The organism is Acidovorax sp. ACV01, assembly GCF_014851495.1.
Classification (GTDB): Bacteria; Pseudomonadota; Gammaproteobacteria; order Burkholderiales; family Burkholderiaceae_C; genus Acidovorax; species Acidovorax radicis.
In genome coordinates, this window is sequence record NZ_JACUZT010000001.1 from 102,157 (window position 1) to 125,850 (window position 23,694).

At 61.7% G+C, this 23,694-nt stretch carries 19 protein-coding genes and 1 tRNA gene; 10 read left to right on the top strand and 10 right to left on the bottom strand.

The window, feature by feature from the left end; genetic code table 11:
* Positions 1-52: 52 nt before the first annotated feature.
* Both IB243_RS00505 and IB243_RS00510 read right to left on the bottom strand, forming a co-directional pair.
* Entirely contained in the window at positions 53-2,989 is a 2,937-nt protein-coding gene (locus tag IB243_RS00505) for a PAS domain S-box protein (protein ID WP_192424254.1), read from the bottom strand.
* 10 nt (positions 2,990-2,999) lie between these two features.
* The gene (locus tag IB243_RS00510; RefSeq protein ID WP_370540286.1) at positions 3,000-4,004 is read right to left on the bottom strand and encodes an ABC transporter substrate-binding protein; all 1,005 of its coding nucleotides are present in this window, start codon (positions 4,002-4,004) and stop codon (positions 3,000-3,002) included.
* 426 nt (positions 4,005-4,430) lie between these two features.
* Here IB243_RS00510 and IB243_RS00515 point away from each other — a divergent pair, with 426 nt between their 5' ends.
* Positions 4,431-5,615: an ATP-binding protein gene (locus IB243_RS00515; protein WP_192424256.1), complete on the top strand. Its 1,185-nt coding sequence runs from the start codon at positions 4,431-4,433 to the stop codon at positions 5,613-5,615.
* A 259-nt stretch (positions 5,616-5,874) separates the two neighbouring features.
* Here the strand turns inward: IB243_RS00515 and IB243_RS00520 are convergent.
* Positions 5,875-5,964, bottom strand: a tRNA-Ser gene (locus tag IB243_RS00520).
* Between the two features lie 390 nt (positions 5,965-6,354).
* Between IB243_RS00520 and IB243_RS00525 the strand changes: the two genes are divergently transcribed.
* Entirely contained in the window at positions 6,355-7,581 is a 1,227-nt protein-coding gene (locus IB243_RS00525; protein WP_192424258.1) for an IPTL-CTERM sorting domain-containing protein, read from the top strand.
* Between the two features lie 284 nt (positions 7,582-7,865).
* Here IB243_RS00525 and IB243_RS00530 read toward each other — a convergent pair whose 3' ends face one another.
* Together IB243_RS00530 and IB243_RS00535 are read right to left on the bottom strand one after the other, a co-directional pair.
* On the bottom strand, positions 7,866-8,780 hold the full coding sequence (locus IB243_RS00530; RefSeq protein ID WP_192424260.1) for an SPFH domain-containing protein: 915 nt from the start codon (positions 8,778-8,780) through the stop codon (positions 7,866-7,868).
* A gap of 54 nt (positions 8,781-8,834) precedes the next feature.
* The gene (locus IB243_RS00535) at positions 8,835-9,260 is read right to left on the bottom strand and encodes an NfeD family protein (protein ID WP_010461014.1); all 426 of its coding nucleotides are present in this window, start codon (positions 9,258-9,260) and stop codon (positions 8,835-8,837) included.
* 146 nt (positions 9,261-9,406) lie between these two features.
* Here IB243_RS00535 and IB243_RS00540 point away from each other — a divergent pair, with 146 nt between their 5' ends.
* Complete coding sequence (locus IB243_RS00540; RefSeq protein ID WP_010461017.1) at positions 9,407-11,779, top strand: arginine/lysine/ornithine decarboxylase; 2,373 nt, start codon at positions 9,407-9,409, stop codon at positions 11,777-11,779.
* A 210-nt stretch (positions 11,780-11,989) separates the two neighbouring features.
* Positions 11,990-12,550 (top strand): fasciclin domain-containing protein, encoded by a 561-nt coding sequence (locus IB243_RS00545; protein WP_010461019.1) that lies wholly within the window; start codon positions 11,990-11,992, stop codon positions 12,548-12,550.
* 70 nt (positions 12,551-12,620) lie between these two features.
* Here the strand turns inward: IB243_RS00545 and IB243_RS00550 are convergent, their stop codons facing one another.
* Together IB243_RS00550 and fabI are read right to left on the bottom strand one after the other, a co-directional pair.
* Complete coding sequence (locus tag IB243_RS00550; protein ID WP_192424262.1) at positions 12,621-13,484, bottom strand: DNA ligase; 864 nt, start codon at positions 13,482-13,484, stop codon at positions 12,621-12,623.
* Positions 13,485-13,561: 77 nt separating this feature from the next.
* Positions 13,562-14,362 carry an enoyl-ACP reductase FabI gene (fabI, locus tag IB243_RS00555; RefSeq protein ID WP_010461023.1) on the bottom strand — a complete coding sequence of 267 codons (801 nt, stop codon included), beginning with the start codon at positions 14,360-14,362 and terminating at the stop codon, positions 13,562-13,564.
* A gap of 104 nt (positions 14,363-14,466) precedes the next feature.
* Between fabI and IB243_RS00560 the strand changes: the two genes are divergently transcribed.
* From IB243_RS00560 to IB243_RS00575, 4 genes are read left to right on the top strand one after another with little or no spacing between them, the layout of a single operon-like run.
* Positions 14,467-16,293 (top strand): extracellular solute-binding protein, encoded by a 1,827-nt coding sequence (locus IB243_RS00560; RefSeq protein ID WP_192424264.1) that lies wholly within the window; start codon positions 14,467-14,469, stop codon positions 16,291-16,293.
* Positions 16,294-16,311: 18 nt separating this feature from the next.
* A complete protein-coding gene (locus tag IB243_RS00565; protein WP_192424266.1) occupies positions 16,312-17,343 on the top strand; it encodes a microcin C ABC transporter permease YejB in 1,032 nt (343 codons plus the stop codon).
* A 22-nt stretch (positions 17,344-17,365) separates the two neighbouring features.
* Positions 17,366-18,412 (top strand): ABC transporter permease, encoded by a 1,047-nt coding sequence (locus IB243_RS00570; RefSeq protein WP_192424268.1) that lies wholly within the window; start codon positions 17,366-17,368, stop codon positions 18,410-18,412.
* Positions 18,413-18,423: 11 nt separating this feature from the next.
* Positions 18,424-20,043 carry an ABC transporter ATP-binding protein gene (locus tag IB243_RS00575; protein WP_192424270.1) on the top strand — a complete coding sequence of 540 codons (1,620 nt, stop codon included), beginning with the start codon at positions 18,424-18,426 and terminating at the stop codon, positions 20,041-20,043.
* A gap of 94 nt (positions 20,044-20,137) precedes the next feature.
* Here the strand turns inward: IB243_RS00575 and IB243_RS00580 are convergent, their stop codons facing one another.
* Entirely contained in the window at positions 20,138-20,737 is a 600-nt protein-coding gene (locus IB243_RS00580) for a lipocalin family protein (RefSeq protein WP_192424272.1), read from the bottom strand.
* Between the two features lie 267 nt (positions 20,738-21,004).
* On the opposite strand from IB243_RS00580, the gene IB243_RS00585 reads away from it, so the two are divergent.
* Together IB243_RS00585 and IB243_RS00590 are read left to right on the top strand one after the other, a co-directional pair.
* Positions 21,005-21,565 (top strand): DUF1003 domain-containing protein, encoded by a 561-nt coding sequence (locus IB243_RS00585; protein ID WP_057272699.1) that lies wholly within the window; start codon positions 21,005-21,007, stop codon positions 21,563-21,565.
* Between the two features lie 81 nt (positions 21,566-21,646).
* Positions 21,647-22,291, top strand: a complete 645-nt coding sequence (locus IB243_RS00590) for a hypothetical protein (protein ID WP_192424274.1) — start codon at positions 21,647-21,649, stop codon at positions 22,289-22,291.
* Between the two features lie 102 nt (positions 22,292-22,393).
* Here IB243_RS00590 and IB243_RS00595 read toward each other — a convergent pair whose 3' ends face one another.
* On the bottom strand, positions 22,394-22,738 hold the full coding sequence (locus IB243_RS00595) for a FlxA-like family protein (protein ID WP_192424276.1): 345 nt from the start codon (positions 22,736-22,738) through the stop codon (positions 22,394-22,396).
* 30 nt (positions 22,739-22,768) lie between these two features.
* Positions 22,769-23,692: a LysR family transcriptional regulator gene (locus tag IB243_RS00600; RefSeq protein WP_192424278.1), complete on the bottom strand. Its 924-nt coding sequence runs from the start codon at positions 23,690-23,692 to the stop codon at positions 22,769-22,771.
* Between the last annotated feature and the right edge of the window lie 2 nt (positions 23,693-23,694).

The following is a 23,694-nucleotide window of genomic DNA, read 5'->3' on the forward strand; positions in this document are numbered from 1 at the left end:
TCGGCCCGTGAAGGGCTCTATTTCTGCAATGCTCCGTGGGGTCTGCAATACGCTACGCTGCCGAGCTTCCGCTGCTTCCCACGAGCCTAGATAGGTGGATAAAGGTCTTGCGCAACTCCCCGAGTTTGGGGGGTTTGCTGAGAATGCAGTCAATGTGCGGTGGAGTCTCTCCATTGGACATCAGCTTGCGCCCCCAACCGGTCAGGAGAATGACCGGTGTCAACGGTGACATTTGCTTCACGGCTTCGGCGACCCTGCGTCCATCGATATGCGGCATGCCCAGGTCCGTGATGACCATGGCAAACGCTTCCCCCGCTTCTTGTGTTGCGCGAAAAGCGTCGATCCCTGCCTGTCCGCCATTGGCGGTGGTCACGTCATGACCGTCCACCTCCAGGACGTCGCGCAGCGATTTGAGCAGCATGGGATCATCGTCCACGATCAAGAGACGCAGGCGCGGGATGGATACATCGAGTGTTTCAGTCGATGCAAGAGCCGCCGCGACAAAGGGCACCGAAAACACCAGGCGCATGGTTGTCCCCAGCCCCTGCGTGCTGTCGATTTCAATTTCTGCGCTGTGACGCTCCACAACGCCATACACCATCGCCAAGCCAAGTCCAGTGCCCCGCGCGCCCTTGGTGGTGAAAAATGGTTCCAGGCAGCGGCGTCGTGTCGCCTCGTCCATCCCCGTCCCGGTGTCTTCCACCTCAAGATGTACATGCTCCAGTGGAAGGGATGCGTCTACCACCCTTTGCACTGCTTTCGTACGCAGTGTCAGCGTGCCGCCATCCGGCATGGCATCAATGGCGTTGAAGAAGAGGTTGATCAATGCTTCGCGGATCTCGCTTTCGATGCCCATGACCACTGGCAAATCCGGCGCAAGCTCGGTCCGCAACTGGATCACAACACCCCGTTGCTGGGGCATGTCGTGCCATCTGGCGCGCGTGAGATCGATCACCTGCTGCAGCAGCAGGTTCAGTTGTACGGGGGTGAGTGTCAGCTGAGGTTCGCGGTGTCGGTAGAACTCTCCCATACGCGTGACCGTCTGTGCTACGTCTTCAATCGAGCGTTGAATGGTTTCAAGATAATTGCGGCCGCGAGCGCTGAGTCCGGGCTCATTGGTCAGCAGCGTCTCGGTATAGAGCGTCACTGGCGAGATGGCGTTGTTGATGTCATGCGCAATGCCGCTGGCCATTTGTCCGAGTGCCCCCAGGCGTTCCTGTTGCATCACAGCCTGCTGGCTCAGGCGCAAATCGTCGTACGCTTGGTGCAGCGTTCCGTAGAGTTGCGTTTGGTGCGCCGCCAGGGCGACATGCTCACTCAGTTGCTGCAAGAACTCGCATTCACCACTGCTGAAGGCATGCGCTGCATGGCGCGCGGTAATCAACACACCGAACACACGGCTTTCCGTCAACAGGGGCGCGACGACCAAAGAACGCAGCTTCCCGCGCGCCAGGCGTTGCGGAAAAGGAAACGCGACCTGACTGATATCGGGCTCGTACACGAGTTCCCCACGTACACAGCGCGACAAACCATTGGCATCAATGGTCACCTGCTCGTGAGCCGTCATGGCCAGCTCCGTGGCCAATACAGCACTGCGTATCCCCACGCTGGCGATTTCCAGGATGTTGTTGGATGAGTCATGCAGGGACATGCAGGCAAAATCCACCGGAAGCTGGTCCTCCAGGCTATTCACAACCACCTGGAAGATGCTGGGCAGATCCTGCCGCTCTCCAATCGCGCGAGTGATCTGATGCAGCAAATTAAGGCGCCCCAACTGCGCCTGGAGCTTCTGTTCGCTCAACTTGCGTTCGCTGATATCTCGCACAAATCCGGTGAAGGTGGGGGGGTGTGCAGAGCCGCTACGTGTGATGGACAACTCGGCCGGAAACTCCGTTCCGTCGGCGCGCAGGGCCGTCAGCTCCACACGCTGGCCCAGTATTGGCCCAAGCCCGGTCGCGAGGTAGTGTTCCAGGCCTTGGCGGTGCTGCGCGCGCCACTGTGGCGGGATAAGCAACTCAGCCATGTCTCGGCCAAGCACGTCGCCCTTGGTATGGCCAAAAATGCCTTGGGCTGCAGCATTGAAATCGACAATACGTCCTTCATGGTCGATGGAAACGATGCCGTCCAGGGCTGTGTTGACCACCGCGAGGTTGCGCTCCTGGCTCTCGCGCAAGGCAACCTCGGTGCGTTTGCGTTCGGTGATTTCCGATTGCAGCTGCGCGTTCGACATCACCAATTGATCGCGCGACACGGTCGTTCCCTTCAGTGTTGACGTCATGGCATCGAATGCGCGTGCCAGGTCGCCAATCTCGTCACGGGAAGTCACATCGAGCCGATAGTCAAGATTGCCTGCACCTACGACCTCAGTGCTGGCGCGCAGCCTTTCAAGAGGTCGTGTCACGCTTCTGAGCACGAGAAGGAGCGTCATCATGATGACCAGTAAAACTGCTCCGCCGAATGCCGCCACGGCCACACTGGCGCGCTGCTGAGCTTTGAGAACGCCCTCCCGGCTTCGCACGGACAGACGCAAGGCATCTGAGATCATGGCTTGCGTCTGGTTGATGATCTGCCCGGTGAGCCGGGAGTCCAACTCCTCCAGCACCTCGCTGGCTTGTGGGGCGGCCTTGCGCTCCTGCTGGTTGGCAACAAGCTGGTCGAACAAGGTGTCGACAACCGCGTGGGTGCGCCTGAATTCTTCCAAGATGGCAAGTTCTTCGGCGTCGCTGAACTCCGGTATTTGGGTCAGGAGCTTCAGCAGCGACGCTTGGCTCAAGCGCCGCTGCACCCTTGCGCGTTCTTCGTGGCGCAGCACGTACTCCAGCGTCAGGTGCCTGACTGCGGTGACAGCGTTGAGGATTTCGCCGGCCGCCTCGTTTTTGGCGAGCTCTTTTTTGACCTGCTGCGTCGTGGTCCACAACACGGCGCTGATGACGATTACCACGGCGGCGGAGAACAGTCCCGCAAGTTTGAGTCGGGTTGCGATTTTCACGCTGGCGTTCCTAGTGGATGACCGTTACTGCGCGCGGCATCACCGTGAGCAGCCCGTCGAGGTGGATGTTGTTCAGGTAGTTCGGCATCTCTTTTTTGTCACCCACCAAACCATTTTTAATCGCCCACCGCGCCTCGTCCTCCAATGTCAGTAGCAGGCTCTGGTCCAGCACAACCCGAAAGCGGTATAGCGCCCAGGGCTCTTTCAGTTCCTCCGCGCTGAATTTCATGAACCGGCCCGTCATTTCTCGGGCCTGCTCGGGTGCATCCTGGCAAAACCGCCCACCCTGGATCAGCGCGCGCAGGACTTTCTTAACAGCTTCCTGGTTGTTCTCCACGTAGTCGCGTGTTCCGCTCACACTGGAGGTGGCCTCGTAGATGCCTGTGGCGGAAAAGGCTGTGCTATTGGTGCCCAGGGCCTTCTTCATCGCGCTGACGTGCGGTTCCCACGTTGCGGCAGCATCGATGTCCCCCCGGGCCAGCGCGGACGCGATGTCTTCCGGCTTGAGGTCAACTGCCGTCACGTCGCTGGGCGATAGCTTTTGCCGGTTGAGAAACGCATCCAGTACGAAATGTCCGGACGTGCCCAGCGATACACCGATGCGTTTGCCTCGCAAGCTGGCTGGCGTGGTGATGCCACGATCCTTGCGCCCCACGACTTCATAGTCGGATTCCGATGCAAAGATCGTGGCAACCACGGCAATCGGCTGCTGGCGCATGCCAGCGAACATGATGGGGATGTCGGCCGATACACCGAGGCTGGCTTTGTCCTCCAAAACCGCGTCCAGCGCGGCCTTGCCGCTGGTGTGCGGCTGGATCGTGACGTCCAGGCCTTCGGCACCGAAGTAGCCATTCTCGTGCGCAGCCAGTATCGGGCACGAGCCCGCATAGAAGGTGTTGGCGGCAATGGTCACCTGCTCAAGGGGCCTGGGATCTGGCGATGAGGTACGGGTGCCCCATACCACGGCCACAATCCCCACCACTGCCATGGTCAGAACAAGCAGGCCTGCTGCCACGCGAACAGACCTGTTCCCCCCTTTTGATGCCGTCGCTCGTTTCATCTTGAACCTCTCTGGCACTGCGCCCCAGGCTTCTGCTGCAGGCCCCGGTACGGCATTTGTCCCGCAGGTCAGCGCATGCCCAATGATTGTGCGTATTCCGGAGGCCAAGGCAAGGCGCAATTGACAGCGGATCAACCACCCAACGCGTTGTGCGCGGAGCCGAATGGACAGGCCCAGCGTTTGAAACTACTATTGAACACAGAAATAATTGACAGAGACCTCTTGTGGATTGGGTGTCGTTACCACACAGGACAGGCACTTTGCGTTCTTCTGAGGGAACAAGGCATGCAACTGCGTCAGTTTGTCCGCGTCGGCTGTTGGGGCCCTCGGTCGGGATGGCCCCATTTTTTTGTGACCTGAGTTCGCGTCAAGCACATACCTATGCAAGCCCCGCGCATTTTGATCGTGGACGACGAAGTGATGCAGATGACAGCGCTGTGCGACACGCTTACACCCCAGGGCTATGAAACCGTCGGCTTCACGTCTGCCAAAGCGGCACTCCTGGCGCTACGGGAACAACGGTACGAATTGCTATTGACCGACTTGACCATGCCGGAGATGGACGGCATTGAGTTGTTGCGAGCTGCGTTGGATATAGATCCACAAATGGTGGGAGTCGTCATGACGGGCGATGGCACTATTTCTTCGGCGATTCAGGCCATGAAAGTTGGTGCCTTCGACTACATACTCAAACCTTTCCGGCTGAGTGCCATTCTTCCGGTGATTGCTCGTGCGCTGGAGGTCCACAGTTTGCGCCAGGAAAATGCGGTGCTGGAACTGCAGTTGCAAGAGCATATGGCGGCGTTAGAGGCGCGCAACAAGGAGCTGGCCTCAGCCAATAGCGAGCTTGAGGCATTTGCCAGCTCCGTCTCACACGATTTGCGCGCACCTTTGCGCATCATTTCCCAGTTTGCCCAGATCCTTGAAACTGATTTTGGGTCCGAAATGCCTGCAGAGGCCCGCGAGATGTTGGGCCGCATTGGCCTGGGGACGCAGCGCATGCACCAGCTTGTTGCCGATTTACTGCGCTTGTCCAAACTGGGGCGCCAGACATTGATCAAGCGTCGCGTCGATCTGGACAGTCTTGTGCATGCGCTGATTGATGAGTTGCGCCCGGACCACGCGCGTGATGGCATCGGCATCCATGTTGGCCCGCTGAACCACTGCACTGCAGATCCTGCGCTGCTCCAGCAGGTGATGACCAATCTTCTGTCGAATGCGTTCAAGTTTACGCGGGGTCGCGATCAAGCCCGGGTGGAAATCGGGCGCCTTCCGCAGCAAGAAGAGGCGGCCTATTTTGTACGCGACAACGGTGTAGGTTTTGACATGGCCCATGCTGGCAAGCTGTTCGCTCCCTTCCAGCGGCTGCACCGTGCGGAGGACTATGAGGGTACGGGCGTCGGCCTGTCGATTGCGCAGCGAATAGTGGAGCGCCACGGCGGTCGCATCTGGGCCGAGGCAGAGGAGGGTAAGGGCGCCACGTTTTTCTTCACCCTCTCGTCGGAGGATGATCCTATGAGGTCGAAGGCTGCAGCTGCTGGCGAGTCGGGTCGAGTCGCTGAGTGATGCCAGGGCATGCGCTACTCCGTGACCCGCCTAGGCGTGTATTGGGGGGGCGGCCCTAGCTATCCTCCTGCGATCTCATCTTGACTGAGGCCGTACCTCCCTGCGGGAACAAGGGGGGTAGGCCAGCCGCGCAAGCAGCGTGCAGCACCGGCAACCTATAGGGAAGAAAAAAAAGCCCTGTCTTTCAAGACAGAGCTTTGTTTTGTGTGGAACGGATTTTGAAGTCGTTCCTAAGTCATGGGTGGCTTTGTGTGCCAAATGGCGGAGAGGGCGGGATTCGAACCCGCGGTGGGGATTAGCCCACACACGCTTTCCAGGCGTGCGACTTAAACCGCTCATCCACCTCTCCGAAGCCTTCGATTATAGCCACAGGAACGCAGGTGTTCCGGTATGTTGTTTCGTGCAGCCCAAAAAAGTGGCTTTCGATACACCTGCAGAACGGAGAGATCTCTTCCTTGGGTGTGGCTGCAAGAACTCCCGTGGGTGAGGATTTGATTTCTGATTCAGTGCTCGTGGCGATCCGTCTTCGCTTGCAGAGTTGGGGTTGGGGTGAACAGTCATTCCGCACGGCTTCAGCATTTGTACTTGCCGTGGCGGCCGCCGCCGCTGGTTGGGCCTCTGCGGAGGTATGCCGGAGCTATCGCACCGGCATTGCGTGGCCCGCTCACTGCGGGGTTGCCGCAGTATCAATCGCCTGCCAGGTCGCCTAGACTAGATTTCTCTTAGAGAGGGGAAACCGATGCGATACTTGTTGAAGCAATTCGTCAGAGTGAGCGTGACCGCGCTCGCGATGGTCACCTTGCATGTTCATGCCGCCACCCTGACGGTGCTGAACACCAGCGATGCTGGCGCAGGGTCGCTTCGTGACCGAATCTCCGCAGCAGCACCTGGCGACACCATTGTTTTTGGACCAGGTGTTGCGGGAACCATCCCGCTGGCCTCCACGCTGTCGGTGGCCCAAAACCTCACGATTCGAGGCCCCGGCGCGGGCAGTCTCACGATCAATGGTCAGAACACTGTCCGTGTCTTCAGTGTGACCGGCGGCGCACTAACGCTTTCGGCCGTAACGATATCGAACGGATTCACGACAGGGCTTGGGGGTGGTTTAGACGTTTTGGCCACAGCAACCCTGACGCTTAGCAACAGCGTCTTGAGCAACAACGCTGCTGCCAATGGAGGCGCGATTTCCATCGCCAACGGTGGCACACTGACGGTCACCAACTCAACCTTTGCAAACAACTCCACGACCAGTGTTGGCGGTGGCGGGCTGATCAACTTCGGTAATTCAACGGTGATTGGCAATACCTTCGTCGGTAATAACGCGCCGATCAATGGCGGCGCGATCAACAACCAACCCAGCGGTGTGCTGGCGGTTATTAACAATACCTTGCGCACCAACACTTCAAATGGTCTTGGCGGTGCTATGGCCAACCTTGGAACCACGACGGCTGTCAACAACACCTTTTCTGGAAACCAGGGTAGCAGTGGCGCAGCCATGGCGACGGGGAACAGCAATGTGACGCTGCACAACAACATATTTGCTGATCATGTCGCGGGTGCTGCGCCCGCAGCACTCAATCCCGGCGGAGGTTTTACGACATCAAGCAACAACGTCTTCTACAACAATCTTGCTGCAGGTGTGGCAGATGACCAGACTGGTTACGGGACCGTGAACTTTGTATGGACCAGTACGCAGCCCCTGGGACCGCTTGCCAACAATGGCGGGCCGACGCAGACGATGCATCCGGTGCAGAACGGAGCCGCGATGTGCGCTGGGTCTATTGCGCTCTTGCCCGGTGGTATTGCTACGGACCAGCGGGGCAGCCCCAGGACTTCGGGAGGATGTATTGATGCGGGCTCGGTGCAGCACCACGCTATTCCGACGCTCTCGACCTGGGCGCTCATCTTGCTTGTCAGCTTGATGGCAATGTTAGGGATTCGCCGCCCGAAATTTGCAAAATTTTGATGGCCGGCAGACCACGCTGACGCGTAGCACGCGCTGGAACACTTGAAGCCACCCTCGCCGAGCTTCAGCACAAACGGGCCTTGTACAGGCCCGTTTGTGATTTCAGCCATTGGAGGGCTGGCCTGCAGAAAATGTCAGCGGTCCACCCTGATGCAGCTGTCATCGCCTACCGACTTTTCTGGGGATATAGCACTCTTGTTGATCAATGCCTTAGGCTGCTTTGTAGCAGTCCTATGAACGCATAGGCGGCAGGCAGGCCTCCAGCCAGACTTTCAAAAGGTGTTTCAGTTGGCTTTCTGGATCTGGACCATCTTCATCGCTGAGCCGATCAGTGCCGACACCTCGGTCATGTTGCTCGGCACGATGAGCGTGGTGGTCGAGTCCGCTGCCACCTGGCTGTACGCCTCCACGGCCTTTTCCGCGACCTTGAGCTGTACGGCCTGTTCGCCGCCGGGCTGGCGGATGGCGGCGGCCACGCGCTCGATGGCCTGGGCATTGGCTTCAGCCACGGCCTTGATGGATTCGGCCTCGCCCTGGGCCTTGTTGATGACGGCCTGCTTTTCACCTTCGGAGCGGGCAATGAAGGCTTCGCGTTCGCCGGTGGCGATGTTGATCTGTTCCTGGCGGCGGCCTTCGGAGGCGGCAATCAGCGCGCGTTTTTCGCGTTCTGCCGTGATCTGGGCCTGCATGGCATGCAGGATTTCCTTGGGTGGTGTCAGGTCCTTGATTTCATAGCGCAGCACCTTCACGCCCCAGTTCAGGGCTGCTTCGTCAATGGCTTGAACGACCTGGGCGTTGATGATGTCCCGCTCTTCAAAGGTCTTGTCCAGTTCCAGCTTGCCGATGACCGAGCGCAACGAGGTCTGCGCCAACTGCGTCACGGCCACGATGTAGTTGCTGGAGCCATAGCTTGCGCGCATCGGGTCGGTCACCTGGAAATACAGGATGCCGTCCACTTGCAATTGTGTGTTGTCGCGGGTGATGCAGACCTGGCTGGGCACGTCGAGCGGGATTTCTTTCAGGCTGTGTTTGTAGGCAACCTTGTCCACAAAGGGCACCAGAAAGTTCAGCCCCGGCGTGAGTGTGCCTGCGTACTTGCCCAGGCGTTCTTTGACCCAGGCGTTCTGCTGGGGCACAACCTTGACGGAGCGTGCGATGAAGATCACGGCAATGATGAGAATGACGACGGCAATTTCCATGAGAAACCTCTCTTTTCGTTGTTGATCTGTGAAGGTGAAGCGGCCGCGGCCTTTTTAGAGCGGATCTACCAGCAGGCGATTGCCCACCAGTTCCGCAACCCGGTGCATGCCTGTGGAGGGGGTGACACCGGGGCGGTGGATGGCTGTCCAGGTGGCACCCCGATATTTCACTGTAGTGGTGCCGTCCGCGTTCCAGCCCTCAATGAGGATGGTTTCGCCCACGTCCATGTTGACGCTGCGGTCAGCGCGGGCGGAGGGATCTCCGGGACGCTTTTTCTTGAGGTAGTACCAGCCCACCACCGCTCCCCCTCCCACGACGGCCGCCGCCACAACCTGAACGGTGGTGGGCAGGCCCAGATGGGCGGCCAGGGCTGCAGCCACCAGGCCGATGGCTACCATCAGCAGATAGAACGTACCGGTGAGCAGCTCTACAACGACCACGGCCCCTGCTGCCAGCCACCAGATGGTGGATTCCTCCATAGCCAACTCCTTGTTGTGGTTGTGTTTAGTGCACCACATTCTGGGTCAAAAGGGTTGCAGTTCAAAGGCGCGTCAACGTTATTCCTTACACTTCGCGCCTATTTCGTTTTTTGGCCGGGCAGGGCACGGTTGCACGGAGGCTGCGCATGAAGTTTCGCTTTCCCATCATCATCATCGATGAAGACTATCGTTCCGAGAACACTTCGGGGCTCGGTATTCGCGCGCTGGCGCAGGCCATCGAGGCCGAAGGGTTTGAGGTGGTCGGGGTCACCAGCTATGGTGATCTGTCGCAGTTCGCGCAGCAGCAAAGCCGCGCCAGTGCGTTCATTTTGTCCATCGACGATGAGGAATTTTCGGAGGGCGAAGGCCTCGATCCGATCGTTCTGAGCCTGCGCAACTTCATCGGCGAGGTGCGCCGCAAGAACACTGAGGTGCCGATCTACGTACACGGCGAGACCAAGACCAGCCGCCACCTGCCCAACGACATCCTGCGCGAACTGCACGGCTTCATCCACATGTTCGAGGACACCCCCGAATTCGTGGCGCGCCACATCATCCGCGAGGCCAAGAGCTATCTGGAGGGCGTACAGCCGCCGTTCTTCAAGGCGCTGCTCGACTACGCCGAAGACGGCTCGTACAGCTGGCACTGCCCCGGCCACTCGGGCGGCGTCGCCTTCCTCAAGAGCCCCGTGGGCCAGATGTACCACCAGTTCTACGGCGAGAACATGCTGCGCGCCGATGTGTGCAACGCGGTGGAAGAATTGGGCCAGCTGCTGGACCACAACGGCGCCATTGGCGAGAGCGAGCGCAATGCCGCGCGCATCTTCAATGCCGACCACTGCTTCTTCGTGACCAACGGCACGTCCACGTCCAACAAGATGGTGTGGCACCACACCGTGGCCCCCGGCGATGTGGTGGTGGTGGACCGCAACTGCCACAAGTCCATCCTGCACAGCATCATCATGACCGGGGCCATCCCGGTGTTCATGAAGCCCACGCGCAACCACTTCGGCATCATCGGGCCCATCCCGCAAAGCGAGTTCGAGCCAGCAGCCATCCAGGCCAAGATCAAGGCCAACCCGCTGCTCAAGGGCGTGGACGCCAAGAAGGTCAAGCCGCGCGTGCTCACCCTCACGCAGTCCACCTACGACGGCGTGCTGTACAACACCGAGACCATCAAGGGCATGCTCGATGGCTACGTAGAGAACCTGCACTTCGACGAGGCCTGGTTGCCGCACGCGGCCTTCCATCCGTTCTACGGCACCTACCATGCCATGGGCAAGAAGCGCACGCGTCCCAAGCATTCGGTGACGTATGCCACGCAGTCCATCCACAAGCTTCTGGCCGGCATCAGCCAGGCCAGCCATGTGCTGGTGCAGGACTCGCAGACCACCAAGCTTGATCGCCACCTCTTCAATGAGGCCTATCTGATGCACACCAGCACCAGCCCGCAGTACAGCATCATCGCCAGCTGCGACGTGGCGGCCGCGATGATGGAGCCGCCCGGGGGGACCGCGCTGGTGGAAGAGAGCATCCTGGAGGCACTCGACTTCCGTCGCGCCATGCGCCAGATTGAAGACGACTTCGGCAAGAAGGACTGGTGGTTCAAGGTCTGGGGCCCCGAGAAGCTGGTGGACGAAGGTATCGGCCGCGCGGAGGACTGGATCATCCGCAGCGATAGCAAGAGCAAGAAAGCCGGCGCCAAGTGGCACGGCTTCGGCCAACTGGCCGATGGCTTCAACATGCTGGACCCGATCAAGTCGACCATCGTCACGCCGGGCCTGAACCTGGACGGCAAGTTCGACAAGACCGGCATCCCCGCGTCCATCGTCACGAAGTACCTCGCCGAGCACGGCGTGGTGGTGGAGAAGACGGGCCTGTACAGTTTCTTCGTGATGTTCACCATCGGCATCACCAAGGGCCGCTGGAACACGCTGCTCACCGCGCTGCAGCAGTTCAAGGACGACTACGAGAAGAACCAGCCCATGTGGCGCATCCTTCCGGAGTTCTGTCAGCAGCACAAGCGCTATGAGCGCATGGGCCTGCAGGACCTTTGCCAGCACGTGCACGAGATGTACGCCAAGTACGACATTGCGCGCCTGACCACCGAGATGTACCTGTCGGACCTCACGCCCGCCATGAAGCCGTCGGACGCGTACGCGCACATCGCGCACCGCCAGACCGAGCGCGTGGAGATCGACCAGCTCGAAGGCCGCATCACCGTGGGCCTGGTCACGCCGTACCCACCGGGCATTCCGCTCCTGATTCCGGGCGAAGTGTTCAACAAGAAGATCGTGGACTACCTCAAGTTCGCCCGCGAATTCGCCAAGCTGTGCCCGGGCTTCGAGACCGATATCCACGGCCTGGTGGAGGTGGAGGATGAAAACGGCCAGGTGCGCTACTACGCGGACTGCGTGGCCGACACAACCGCCAAGACCGGCAAGAACACCAAGCCGCTGGCCACCGCCAAGAACCTGGTACAGGTGGGCGACGACGGACCTTACGGCCGCAACGTGTGAGTGCGGTTTGACGCCGCGCTGACGGACTGGTGGGGTCGTTCACCCGGCCCAAGATCGTGAACGTGTCCTAAAAATCGCTCCCCGGCACCGCCGGGGAGCGATTTTTTAGTTTGGAGGGTTTGAATCCGCTGAACAAGTACCCCCGTATTGCCTGTTAGCCGCGTGATTTTCAGGCGGTGTCAGTCCCTACATCACTTTCAGGAGATTCTCATGACCCACCGATTCAACACCCGTATGGCCACCATTGCATTGGCCGCTGCCATGGCTGCAGCCGCTGTACCTGCCATGGCGCAGGTCATGGTGGGTGGCGCGCCCATGCTCGCCAGCAAAGACATCATCGACAATGCAGTGAACTCCAAGGACCACACCACGCTGGTGGCTGCCGTGAAGGCCGCAGGCCTGGTCGAAACGCTGAAGGGCACCGGTCCCTTCACCGTGTTTGCGCCCACGAATGCCGCCTTTGCCGCTTTGCCCGCTGGTACCGTGGACACCCTGCTCAAGCCCGAGAACAAGCCGACGCTGACCAAGGTGCTTACCTACCACGTGGTTGCAGGTAAGTACGATGCCGCAGCGCTTTCCAAGATGATCGCCGACGGCAAGGGCATGGCCAGCTTCAAGACAGTGGCGGGCGGCACACTCACCGCCAAGGCCAGTGGCTCCAGCATCATGGTCAGCGATGAAAAGGGTGGCATGGCCAGCGTGACCATTGCCGATGTGTACCAGTCCAACGGCGTGATTCACGTTGTGGACAAGGTACTGCTGCCCAACTGACCACATTGACGAAAGCGCTGAAAAGCGCCTGCCCGTTGTGGAAGGGCGGGTTGCCTGGCTTGGCGCTCGATCAGCGTGCAGCAGGCATGTCTTCCCGCACACGCACAAAACTCGCGAAACGCGGCAGGCCGCCGTCGTGTGTTCCGCGAAACCGGTAGGTAACCCAGCTGCCCACCGGCGGAGGGTCAGCCCGTTGCGCATCGCTGAAGCCCGCGCCCAACCGAAAGCGCTGACCCGAGGGCATTTCCACCAGCAGGGCTCCCATGCGCCCTGCGTGGCGACCCTTGCCCGGCAGGTGGGCAACGACGCGGGCTTCCGTGTCATCGTGGGTCTTGACCTTCACCAGATCATCGCTGCGGCCAGACTGGTAGCGCGAGCTGCCCCGGTGCAGCATCAGGCCTTCGCCGCCCGCCCGCACCGTACGTTGCAACAGGGCCTGCAGGGCCGCATCGTTTTCGATGCGCTTTTGGGGCACCGCCTGGACCCAAGGCTGGTTGATCTGCATCACCAAGGCGTTGAGCGACCGCAGTCGCTCGTCAAACGTGTCGCCGTGCCGGGGCAGGTCAAACACCATGAAGCGCATCTGCCGCCAGGCCACGTCGTTGGGCTGCTGCTGGCGCGTGGTGGACTGCGCGTGCGCAAAGCGCCCGCGCCCAGCCCACAGTTCGCCATCCATGGGGGTGCTGGGCCAGCTGGCGGTGAACCACGCGGGGGCCACTACCGTTTCACCACCCCGGGTGCGCAGCGTGTGGCCGTCCCAGTAGCCACGCACGCCGTCGTACTTTTCGCTGACCCAATAGTCCGCCAACGCCATACCCGGCCGGTACACATTGGCCAGCAGCAGAGCCGGAGCATCTGCTGCATGGCCGGGACGTGTGGAAAGTGCGGGGAGGGCTGCGAACGCCAGCCAGGCCAGGTAGCTTCTGCGTTGCATTTGCTATTTAATTGATAGCTTAATGCGCTTTTGTATCAAGCGCTGGGGCCTATTTTTACTCAAATTTCGAGGCAAAATCAGACTTGGTCTGCGCTCAGGCCTGCCGTCTGGCTGAAGCCGCCGTCCACGTAGGTGATCTCGGCAGTCATGCCCGAGGCCAGGTCCGACAGCAGGAAGGCCGCCACATTGCCCACGTCCTCGATCGTCACGTTGCGGCGCAGGGGCGAGGCATCGGCCACGCGGCTGAGCAGCTTGCCAAAGTCCTTGATGCCGCTGGCGGCCAGCGTCTTGATGGGGCCCGCGCTGATGCCGTTGGCGCGGATGCTGCGGCCGTCTTCGGTGCGGCCGACGGCTTCGGCCAGATAGCGCACCGATGCTTCCAGACTGGCCTTGGCCAGGCCCATGGTGTTGTAGTTGGGAATGGTGCGCAGCGCGCCCAGGTACGACAGCGTGAGCAGCGACGATTTGTCGTTCAGGTAGGGCAGGGCGGCCTTGGCCATGGCCGGGAAGCTGTAGGCGCTGATGTCGTGCGCAATGCGGAAACCTTCGCGCGACAGGCCTTCGAGGAAATTGCCGGCAATCGCCTCACGGGGCGCAAATCCAATGCTGTGCACAAAACCATCAAATTTGGGCCACACCTGGGCCAGGTCGGCAAACATGCGATCGATCTGCTCGTCGCTGCCCACATCGCAATCAAAGATCAGCTTGGAGTCGAACTCGGCGGCAAAGTCGGTGATGCGGTCCTTGAAGCGCTCGCCCACGTAGCTGAAAGCCAGCTCGGCACCCTGCGCATGGCAGGCCTTGGCGATGCCGTAGGCGATGGAGCGGTTGGACAATACACCCGTGATGAGCAGCTTCTTGCCGGTCAGAAAACCCATGTTCAATCTCCTTTTGGAATGGCGAAATGTCGGCGGGCGGCCTGGTGCATGTGGATATGCGCGATCTGCAGCGAGGCCCGGCGAACGTAGTGCAGAATTGTCGCATGCGGTTTTGGCTGACTTTTTTGCTGATGGGGTGTGCGGTTCCGGCGTGGGCTGCGCATGGGTATGCCCTGTGGGGTGAGCCGCGTTATCCCTCCGGGTTTGCGCACTTTGCCTATGTGAACCCTGATGCGCCCAAAGGCGGCGAGCTGCGTCTGGTCAGCAACCTTCGGGTGTCCACCTTTGACAAATACAACCCGTTCACCATCAAAGGCAACGCACCAGCGTACTTGTCGTCGCTGATGTTCGATTCACTGCTTGCCGGTTCGATGGACGAAACCGCCACCGGCTATGGCCTGCTGGCCGAAGATGTGGAAGTTGCCCCCGATGGTTTGTCCGCCACCTTCCGCCTGCGGCCCGAGGCGCGTTTTCACAACGGCAAGCCGGTGCTGGCACAGGATGTGAAACACAGCTACGACACGCTGGTGGGCCCCTTCACATCCCCTGCCTACAAGACGCTGCTGATCGAGGTGGCAGGCGTGGACGTGATCAACGACCGCACCGTGCGTTACCGCTTCAAGCTGCCCAATCGCGAGCTGCCCCTCACCGTAGGTGGCCTGCCGGTGTTCAGCCGCGACTGGGGTGTCGAGAACGGCAAGGCCAAACCCTTTGACCAGGTGGTGATGGACATCCCCATTGGCAGCGGCCCCTACAAAATCGGTCCGGTGCGGTTTGGCAAGGACATCACCTATGTGCGCGACCCGCAATATTGGGCGCGCGATCTGAACGTGCGCAAGGGCACGGCCAATTTCGACAACATCCTTGTCAAGATCTACAAGGACAACACCGCGCGGCTGGAGGCCCTCAAGGCGGGCGAGTTCGACCTCATGCGGTTTTTCAGCGCGGGTGACTGGGCCCGGCGCGTGACGGGCAAGAAGTTCGACACGGGTGAACTCGTCAAAGGCGAGTTTGTGCACAAGCTCCCTTCGGGTTTTCAGAGCTATGTGCTCAATATCCGTCGCCCGCTGTTGCAGGACGCCCGGGTGCGCGAGGCCCTGGGCCTGGCCATGGACTACGAATGGATGAACCGCCAGATGTTCTATGGCGCCTACCAGCGGGTGAACGGCCTGTTTGGCAACACGGCATGCGAAACCAAAGGGAGCCCATCGCCCGAAGAACTCGCGTTGATGGAGCCCTATCGCAAGGATATTCCGGCGTCGGCTTTTGGCCCCATGACGGTGGCCCCGCGCACGGATGGCGATTCGTCTCTGCGCGCCAACCTGCGGCGCGCCCAGGCTTTGCTCAAGGAAGCAGGCTGGGAGGTGCGCGATGGCGCGCTGCGCAACGCCAAGGGCGACGCCATGGTGCTCGAATACATGGACAGCAACGAAGGCGGCGTGCGCACCATCACCCCCTGGATGCGCAATCTGGAGAAGATCGGCATCACGCTGCGCTTTCGCACGGTGGACTTTGCGCTGTACCAGCAGCGGCTGCAGAAGTTCGACTTCGACATTACCTCCATCGCCTACCAGGGCACCAACAACCCGGGCCAGGAGTTTGCCGACATGTTTGGCAGCCAGGCGGCCGACGTGGAGGATTCCGGCAACTTTGCGGGCGTCAAGAACCCGGCGGTGGACGCGATGATCAAGGCCATGACCTCCGCCAAGACCGAGGCGCAACTGCTTCCCGCCTGCCACGCCCTGGAGCGCATCATTGCGCACAGCCATTACCTGATTCCGCAGTGGACGGCCGGCACCCACCGCATGGCCTACAACGCCTGGCGGCTGGCACGGCCTGCCACGGTGCCGCCTTACGCCAGCGGCGAGGGGTGGGTCATCGACACGTGGTGGGCGCGCATTCCGCCCCAAACCGCGCCAGACAAGAAATAACAACAAGACCGCCCACCCATGTTTGCCTACATCCTCAAACGTGTCTTGCTCATGCTGCCCACGCTGCTGGGCGTGCTCTTGCTGACTTTTGTGGTGATCCAGTTCGTGCCGGGTGGTCCGGTGGAACAGTACATGGCCGAGGCCAAGGCCGGTGTGGGCGGTGGTGGTGCCGAAGGTGGCGGCCTGAGTTACCGGGGTGCGCAGGGTGTGGACCCCAAACGGCTGGAGCAGATCAAGGCGCTGTACGGCTTCGACAAACCCGCCCACGAGCGCTTCCTGCAGATGCTGGGCCAGTTCGCACGGTTCGACCTGGGCAAGAGCTTTTTCCAGAACAAGGATGTGTGGCAACTGGTGAAGGAAAAACTGCCGGTTTCCATCAGCCTGGGCCTGTGGACTTTTTTCATCAGCTACCTGGTGGCCGTGCCGCTGGGCGTGGCGAAGGCGGTGCGTGCCGGTTCGCGGTTTGACCTGGTGACCACGCTGCTCATCCTGGTGGGCTACGCCATCCCGGGCTTTGTGCTGGGCGTGGCGCTGCTGGTCATCTTTGGTGGGCAATTGCAATGGTTTCCATTGCGCGGTCTCACGTCGGCCAACTGGGATGAGATGTCGTGGGGCGCGCGCATCGTCGACTATCTGTGGCACATCACGCTGCCTGTGACGGCCATGGTGCTGGGCAGTTTTGCCGTGACAGCAATGTTGACCAAGAACGCCTTTCTGGAAGAGATCCGCAAACAATATGTACTCACGGCCCGTGCCAAGGGGCTCAGCGAGCGGCAGGTGTTGTGGAAGCATGTGTTCCGCAATGCGCTCATTCCCATCGTCACCGGGTTTCCGGCGGCCTTCATCGGCGCATTCTTTGCGGGCTCTCTGCTCATCGAGACCCTGTTCTCGCTCGACGGCCTGGGCCTGCTCAGTTATGAGAGCGTGATCCGCCGCGACTACCCGGTGGTGCTGGGCACGCTGTATCTTTTCACGCTGATCGGGCTGGTTACCAAGCTGGTCAGCGACCTTTGTTATGTGTGGGTCGACCCGCGCGTGAAGTTTGACTAGCCCGAACGAACCCATGGCCCTGATGAGTTCTGCTTCCGCATCGCCTTCGCTTTCTCCCTCGCGCCGTGCCTGGCTGCGCTTCAAGCGCAACCGCCTGGGTTACTGGAGCCTGCTGATCTTCTGCGCCCTGGTGCTGGTCAGCCTGGGTGCCGAGCTGGTCAGCAACGACAAGCCCCTCGTCGTGCGCTACGAAGGGCAGACCTACTTCCCCATGCTGAAGGACTACCCCGAAAAGACGTTTGGCGGGGACTTCGAGACCCCTACGGACTACCTCGATCCCTTCATCAAGGATCGCCTGAGTGCGGGCAGCAATTGGGCGCTGTACACCTTGAACCCCTACGGCCCCAACACGCTCAACTACTTTGCCAAGGCGCCCAACCCCTCGGCGCCCACGGCCGACAACTGGCTGGGAACGGACGACAGGGGGCGTGACCTGCTGGCGCAGTTGCTCTACGGCTTTCGCGTGAGCGTGCTGTTTGGCCTGGCGCTCACGGTCACTGGCGTGCTGCTGGGAATGCTCACTGGCGCCATCCAGGGTTTTTTTGGGGGCAAGACGGACCTGGCCTTCCAGCGCTTCATCGAGATCTGGGGCTCCATGCCCGAGCTGTACCTGCTCATCATCTTCAGCGCCGTGTTTGCGCCCAGCATCGCGCTGCTGCTCATCCTGCTCTCGTTGTTTGGCTGGATGGGGCTGTCGGACTACGTGCGTGCTGAGTTTCTGCGCAACCGCCAGCTCGACTACGTGAAGGCCGCGCGGGCCCTGGGCGTAGGCAATGCTCAGATCATCTGGCGCCACATCCTGCCCAACAGCCTGACGCCCGTGGTCACCTTTTTGCCGTTTCGCATGAGTGGCGCCATCCTGGCGCTGACCTCGCTCGACTTCCTGGGCCTGGGTGTACCACCGGGCACGCCGTCGCTGGGTGAGCTGCTGAACCAGGGCAAGAACAGCATTGATGCGTGGTGGATTTCGCTGTCCACCTTTGCGGTGCTGGTCACCACCTTGTTGCTGCTGACCTTCATGGGCGACGCGCTGCGCGATGCCCTGGACCCCCGAAAGGCCGACCAGTGACCCCTTCGGCCATGACCCCTTTGTTGCAGGTTCAAGACCTCCACGTTCGCTTTGGCGCCAAAGAGGTGGTGCGGGGTGTCAATTTCAGCATTGCAGCGGGCGAAAAACTGGCGCTGGTGGGTGAGTCCGGCTCGGGCAAAACCATCACCGCTTTAAGCCTGCTGCGGCTGGCGGGCGATGCTGCCATCACCGGCCAGGCGCTGCTGCAGGGGCGCGGAGACCTGCTGGCGCTGACCGAACGCGAGATACGCGGTGTGCGTGGTGGCGACATCGCCATGGTGTTCCAGGAGCCCATGACCGCGCTCAACCCGCTGATGACCATTGGCCTGCAGATCGCCGAAATCCTGCAGCTCAAAAAAGGCCTGACCGGCGCCCAGTGCGCGCAGGCCGCCATCGAGCTGCTGGCCCAGACCGGCATCCCCGAGCCTGCGCGCCGTGCCAACAGCTTCCCGCACCAACTCTCAGGCGGCCAGCGCCAGCGCGCGATGATCGCCATGGCCCTGGCCAGCGCGCCGAAGCTGCTGCTGGCCGACGAACCCACCACCGCGCTGGATGTGACCTTGCGTGGCCAGATCCTCGACCTGCTCAGCGACCTGCAGCGTCAGAACGGCATGGCGGTGCTGCTGATCACGCATGACCTGAACCTGGTACGCCGCTTTGCCGACCGCGTGGCCGTGATGGAACAGGGCGTGCTGGTGGAGCAGGGCCCCGTGGCCGAGGTATTCGGCGCCCCCCAGCATGCCTACACCCGGCGCCTCATCGCCAGCCAGCCCCGCCGCGATGTGGTCGAGGCCGACCCGCCCGCAGGCACCGCCCCGGTCGTGAAGACGCAGGAGCTGCGCGTGGTGTACCCCACGCCGCTGCCCGGTGTGCGAGGGTGGTTCAAGAAGGGCGAGTTTGTGGCGGTGCAGGGCGCCGCGCTGCAGTTGCTGCCAGGCCAGACGCTGGGCGTAGTGGGCGAATCCGGCTCGGGCAAATCCACGCTGGCCCAAGCCATCCTGGGCCTATTGCCTTACGCAGGCGAATTGCAGGTGGGTGGGCAGGCATGGCAGCAGCCCGCCATGCGCAATACACCGGCCAACCAGCAGCTGCGCCGTCGGGTGCAGGTGGTGTTTCAAGACCCGTTCTCATCGCTGTCTCCGCGCCTCACGGTGGAGGAGATCGTGGGCGAGGGCCTCAAGGTGCACGAACCCACACTGACCGTGGCCCAGCGCCGCGCCCGCGTCGAGGCGGCCCTGGAAGAGGTGGGGCTTGCCGAAGCACAGTACCCGCGCCTGCTTGAGCGCTACCCGCATGAATTTTCTGGTGGCCAGCGCCAGCGCCTGGCCATCGCCCGGGCGCTCATCGTGCAACCCCAGGTGCTGGTGCTGGATGAGCCCACCAGCGCCCTGGACGTGACCATCCAGCAGCAGGTGCTGGGCCTGCTGCAGCGCCTGCAAAAAGAGAAGGGTCTGAGCTACCTGCTCATCACCCACGACGTGGATGTGATCCGTGCCATGGCGCACGACGTGGTGGTGATGAAGGATGGTGCCCTGCTCGAAAGCGGCAGCGTGACAGACGTGCTGGATGCGCCGCAGCATCCGTACACCCAGCGGCTGGTGGCGGCGGCCACGGTGCCGGTTTTGGACTGATGAATTTTGATGAAAATAGCCACTAGCGCTTGCTGGTCAAGCGCAGTGCGCTATTGAAAATGTAGCATTCTCGAAATGGCCGGGTCGTACCTTCTCAGGTCATCACGGCCTGCCTGGCATGTTGTTCGCTGGCAGGGGGGGGTGTCCACAGAATCCTGCGCACGTCCATGCCCAGCGTCTGCGCCCGCTCCATGAGGTGCTCGCGCACGTGCCCGGGCAGGGTGGGGGTGCGTGACAACACCCACAGGTAGTCCTTGCTCGAGCCCACCACCATGGCCCACTGGTAGTTTTCATCGAGCGCCACCACGTTGTAGCCGCCGTAAAAAGGCCCGAAGAACGATACCTTGAGTGCAGCGCGCGTGGGATCGTCCACAAACCGGGCCGTGCCCTCGGCTTCCTTCCACACCTTGCGCACCGGGTCATAGCCACGGTTGACCACCTTGATCGTGTCGTCGGCATTGCGGCTGTAGGTGGCGCTGGTCTGGATCAGGCCGCGCTCAAAGGAGTTTTCGATGCGTGCCACTTCGTGCCAGTGCCCTGCGTAGCGGTCCACGTCAAACCCCGTCACGGGCTGGATGCCCTCGGGCGCGCGCGGTGTGGAGCAGGCAGTCAGTGCCAGAGCGGCCATCAAGGCGGCTGCGCCGACCACCAGGGGCCATGGTGAGGGGCAGCGTGGCTGGGCATGAATACGCATGGGGTGCTCCGGCGGTGTTGTGGGCGTGTGGCTGGAGAGGGCCGCACCGGTTGGGGTGGCGCAAAGGTTCGTTTATCGATGGGTCTGACTTTAGGCAGGGTGCCGCACAGGGCCTGTAGGAGCGCGCTGTCAGCGCTTGTCAGAGCCTGGCGGCAAGGGGCGGCGCCCCCATTTGCGGATGTGCAGGTGTGTGGATGGGCGAGCGCGTAGAGTGCAGCAACGGTTTTGCCGATTGTGCGAACGCCCGGCCCGCTTTGGAGAAAACCCATGACTGCCCCTGCCCATCACCCCGCGCACCCCGCAGCACCTTCTGCAGAGGACCCCCCACCAACCGACCACCTGCGCTTTCATCGGCGCCATGCGCATCTGGCGCCCACGTTCGGGACGGACCGGTTCGCACTGCGAGCGGAGGCCTTTGCGCGCTTCTTTGGCACGCCCCTGTTTCTGGGGGCGCAGACGCTGATCGTGGCCACCTGGATATTCATCAACGTACTGGGCATCGCCAAGTTCGACCTCTATCCGTTCATCCTGCTCAACCTGGCGTTCAGCCTGCAGGCGGCCTACGCCGCCCCGCTCATCCTGCTGGCCCAGACGCGGCAGGCTGCGCGGGACAAAAGCCATGCGGAGGCCGATGCGCAGCACCGCGAAGCGCTGGCCATTGCCAATGAGCAGCGCCAGTCCATCGCCGCCCAGAGCGCGGCACAGGTGCTGGAGCTGCTTCAGCAGAACACCCTGCTCACCGAACAGACCCGCGAACTCACGGCACGCATCGAGGCGTTGACGGTAGAGATTCACCAGCGTTTTGTTGCCCCACCGGTAAAGCCGTGAAAAGATGCGCGAGCCCACACGGGCCTGCGCTGACCGCCATCGCTCGCCCGCACCGCCGCTGTTTGAAGAATCGGAGCCACCATGACCTCACCCCGGCCCGCGCCCTTTGCGTCCCACAGTCCGTCAGCCTCGCTGCTGCCCCAAGTCGCCGAGCCCCGTTTTGATATCTCTGCCCTGTACCGGCAGGCGCACGGGCTGGCTGCACCCGGTCAATGCGTCACCGCCTTGCACATGGGCGCCGAGCACACCCTGTTGGCAACGGGAATCGACCCAACAACGCCGTCCGTGGTGCTGACACTCGCCCTGGGCAGCCAGAAGACCGCGCGTGATTTTTTCCGCAGCACGCTACCCACCCCGCTGGAACTGGAGACTGCCATCGCCTGGGTGGAAGACGAGGTCTATGCGGCACACACGCGCCACCGCCAATGGGTACCCGAAGGGGTGGTGGTGATTCCATGTTTCACAGACCCAGCCCTGCACGAGATCGCCACCCTGGCGGGCGTTGCCGAAGCACCCACCCGGGTTTTGTCCCTGGAGGCCATGGAGCGTTTGTTCAACCGCCTTGCTGCCGTGGCCCAAGGCCGGCCTCCTGCGCACGAGGGGTTGCCCGCGAGCCCCACCTTGGCCGCCACGCTGCTGGTCCTGCGCGAGTTGATGCACCACATGCCTTTTGCCGCCATCACGCTGACACCCACTGCGAGCGGGGCGGGACTCTCTACGGCTTGAAGTGCCTGCAGCGTTTTTTTGTAAAGCGCTGTTTGCTATGGAAAAAATAGCGCTCTTCTGAGAGTTTCACCTATCGGCCCGAACCCGCGCGGGTCGCCGTGCTCACGCAAAAGTGTCGACGGTGTCACCCAGGCCAGGTGTGCGACGGCCTGTAGGTGCGGGTGCCGCTTTCGTGCTCGGGTCCCTGGTCGCCTGGGCCTGCTGTTGTCTGGCGGCCTGCTCCTGCTGGCTTTGCCGTGCAATGGCAGCAATCTGTTGCTGCACCATCTGGATCTGTGCCTGCAGCAGCTTGATCTTTTCCTGCTTGGCCTTGGCGTCGATGTCCTGTCCGGCTACGCCCCGCAGTTCGTCGGTCAGCTCGCGCAGCTGTTTCTGAAGCTTCGCGATGTTGCTGCTGGCCGCCCCGCGGGAGGCAGCATTGGTGGAGTTGGCGCCGGAGATTTGCATCCCCTTGTTATCGGCACGGAATGGGCCATCTCAAGCACTGTTTGTTGTGCGCTGCGTTGCCGTGGGGCGCTGTGCAAACCACTCCCGCAAGAAATCCGCCAGGGCCCGCGTTTTGGCTGACAGATCACTTTTGCTTGGATAGACCAGGGTCACGTCCGCAGCGGGCAGCGTCCACGCGGCCAGCACGCGCTGCAGTCGGCCTGCGGCCAGATGTGGCGCCACATCCCATTCCGACCGCATGAGCACGCCATGGCCCTCCAGTGCCCAGACCGTGGCGGCTGCGCCATCGTTGGTGCTGAGCATGCCGCGCACCTTCAGGGTTTCTTGCCGCTCGCCCTGGCGCAGGTGCCAGGTGCCATAGGTTTCGTCACTCTCGCGGATCACGATGCACTGGTGGGCCAGCAGGTCAGCGGGCTGTGTGGGCTCGCCCGCCAAGGCCAGGTAAGCGGGTGACGCGCACAACACGCGCTGGTTGGCCAGCAGCCGGCGCGCGGTCAGGCGCGAGTCGGGCAGGTCGCCAAAGCGCACGGCAGCGTCAAAGCCTTGCTCCACCAGGTTCACGGGGCGGTCGGTTAGGTGCAGTTGCACCTCGACCTCAGGGAAGGCGCGTGCAAACGCCGACAAGGCAGGTGCAATATGTGCGCGGCCAAAGCCCAGCGTGGCGGCCAGCTTGATGAGCCCGCGCGGAGAGCTGCGCGCGCCCGCCACAGCGCGCTCCAGCGCCTCCAGATCGCCGAGGATGCGCGCACCGTCGAGCAGGTAGGTCTCGCCCTCGGGCGTAAGGCTGATGCGGCGCGTCGTGCGGTGCAATAGCCGCACGCCCAGCCGGTGCTCCAACTGCGCCAGGCGCCGGCTCACAGCCGGGGGGGTGATGCCCATCTGCTGCGCTGCGGCGGCCAGGCTGCCTTCCTTCATGAGCAAAGCAAAAAAGCGCAGGTCCGAAAAGCCGTCCATAG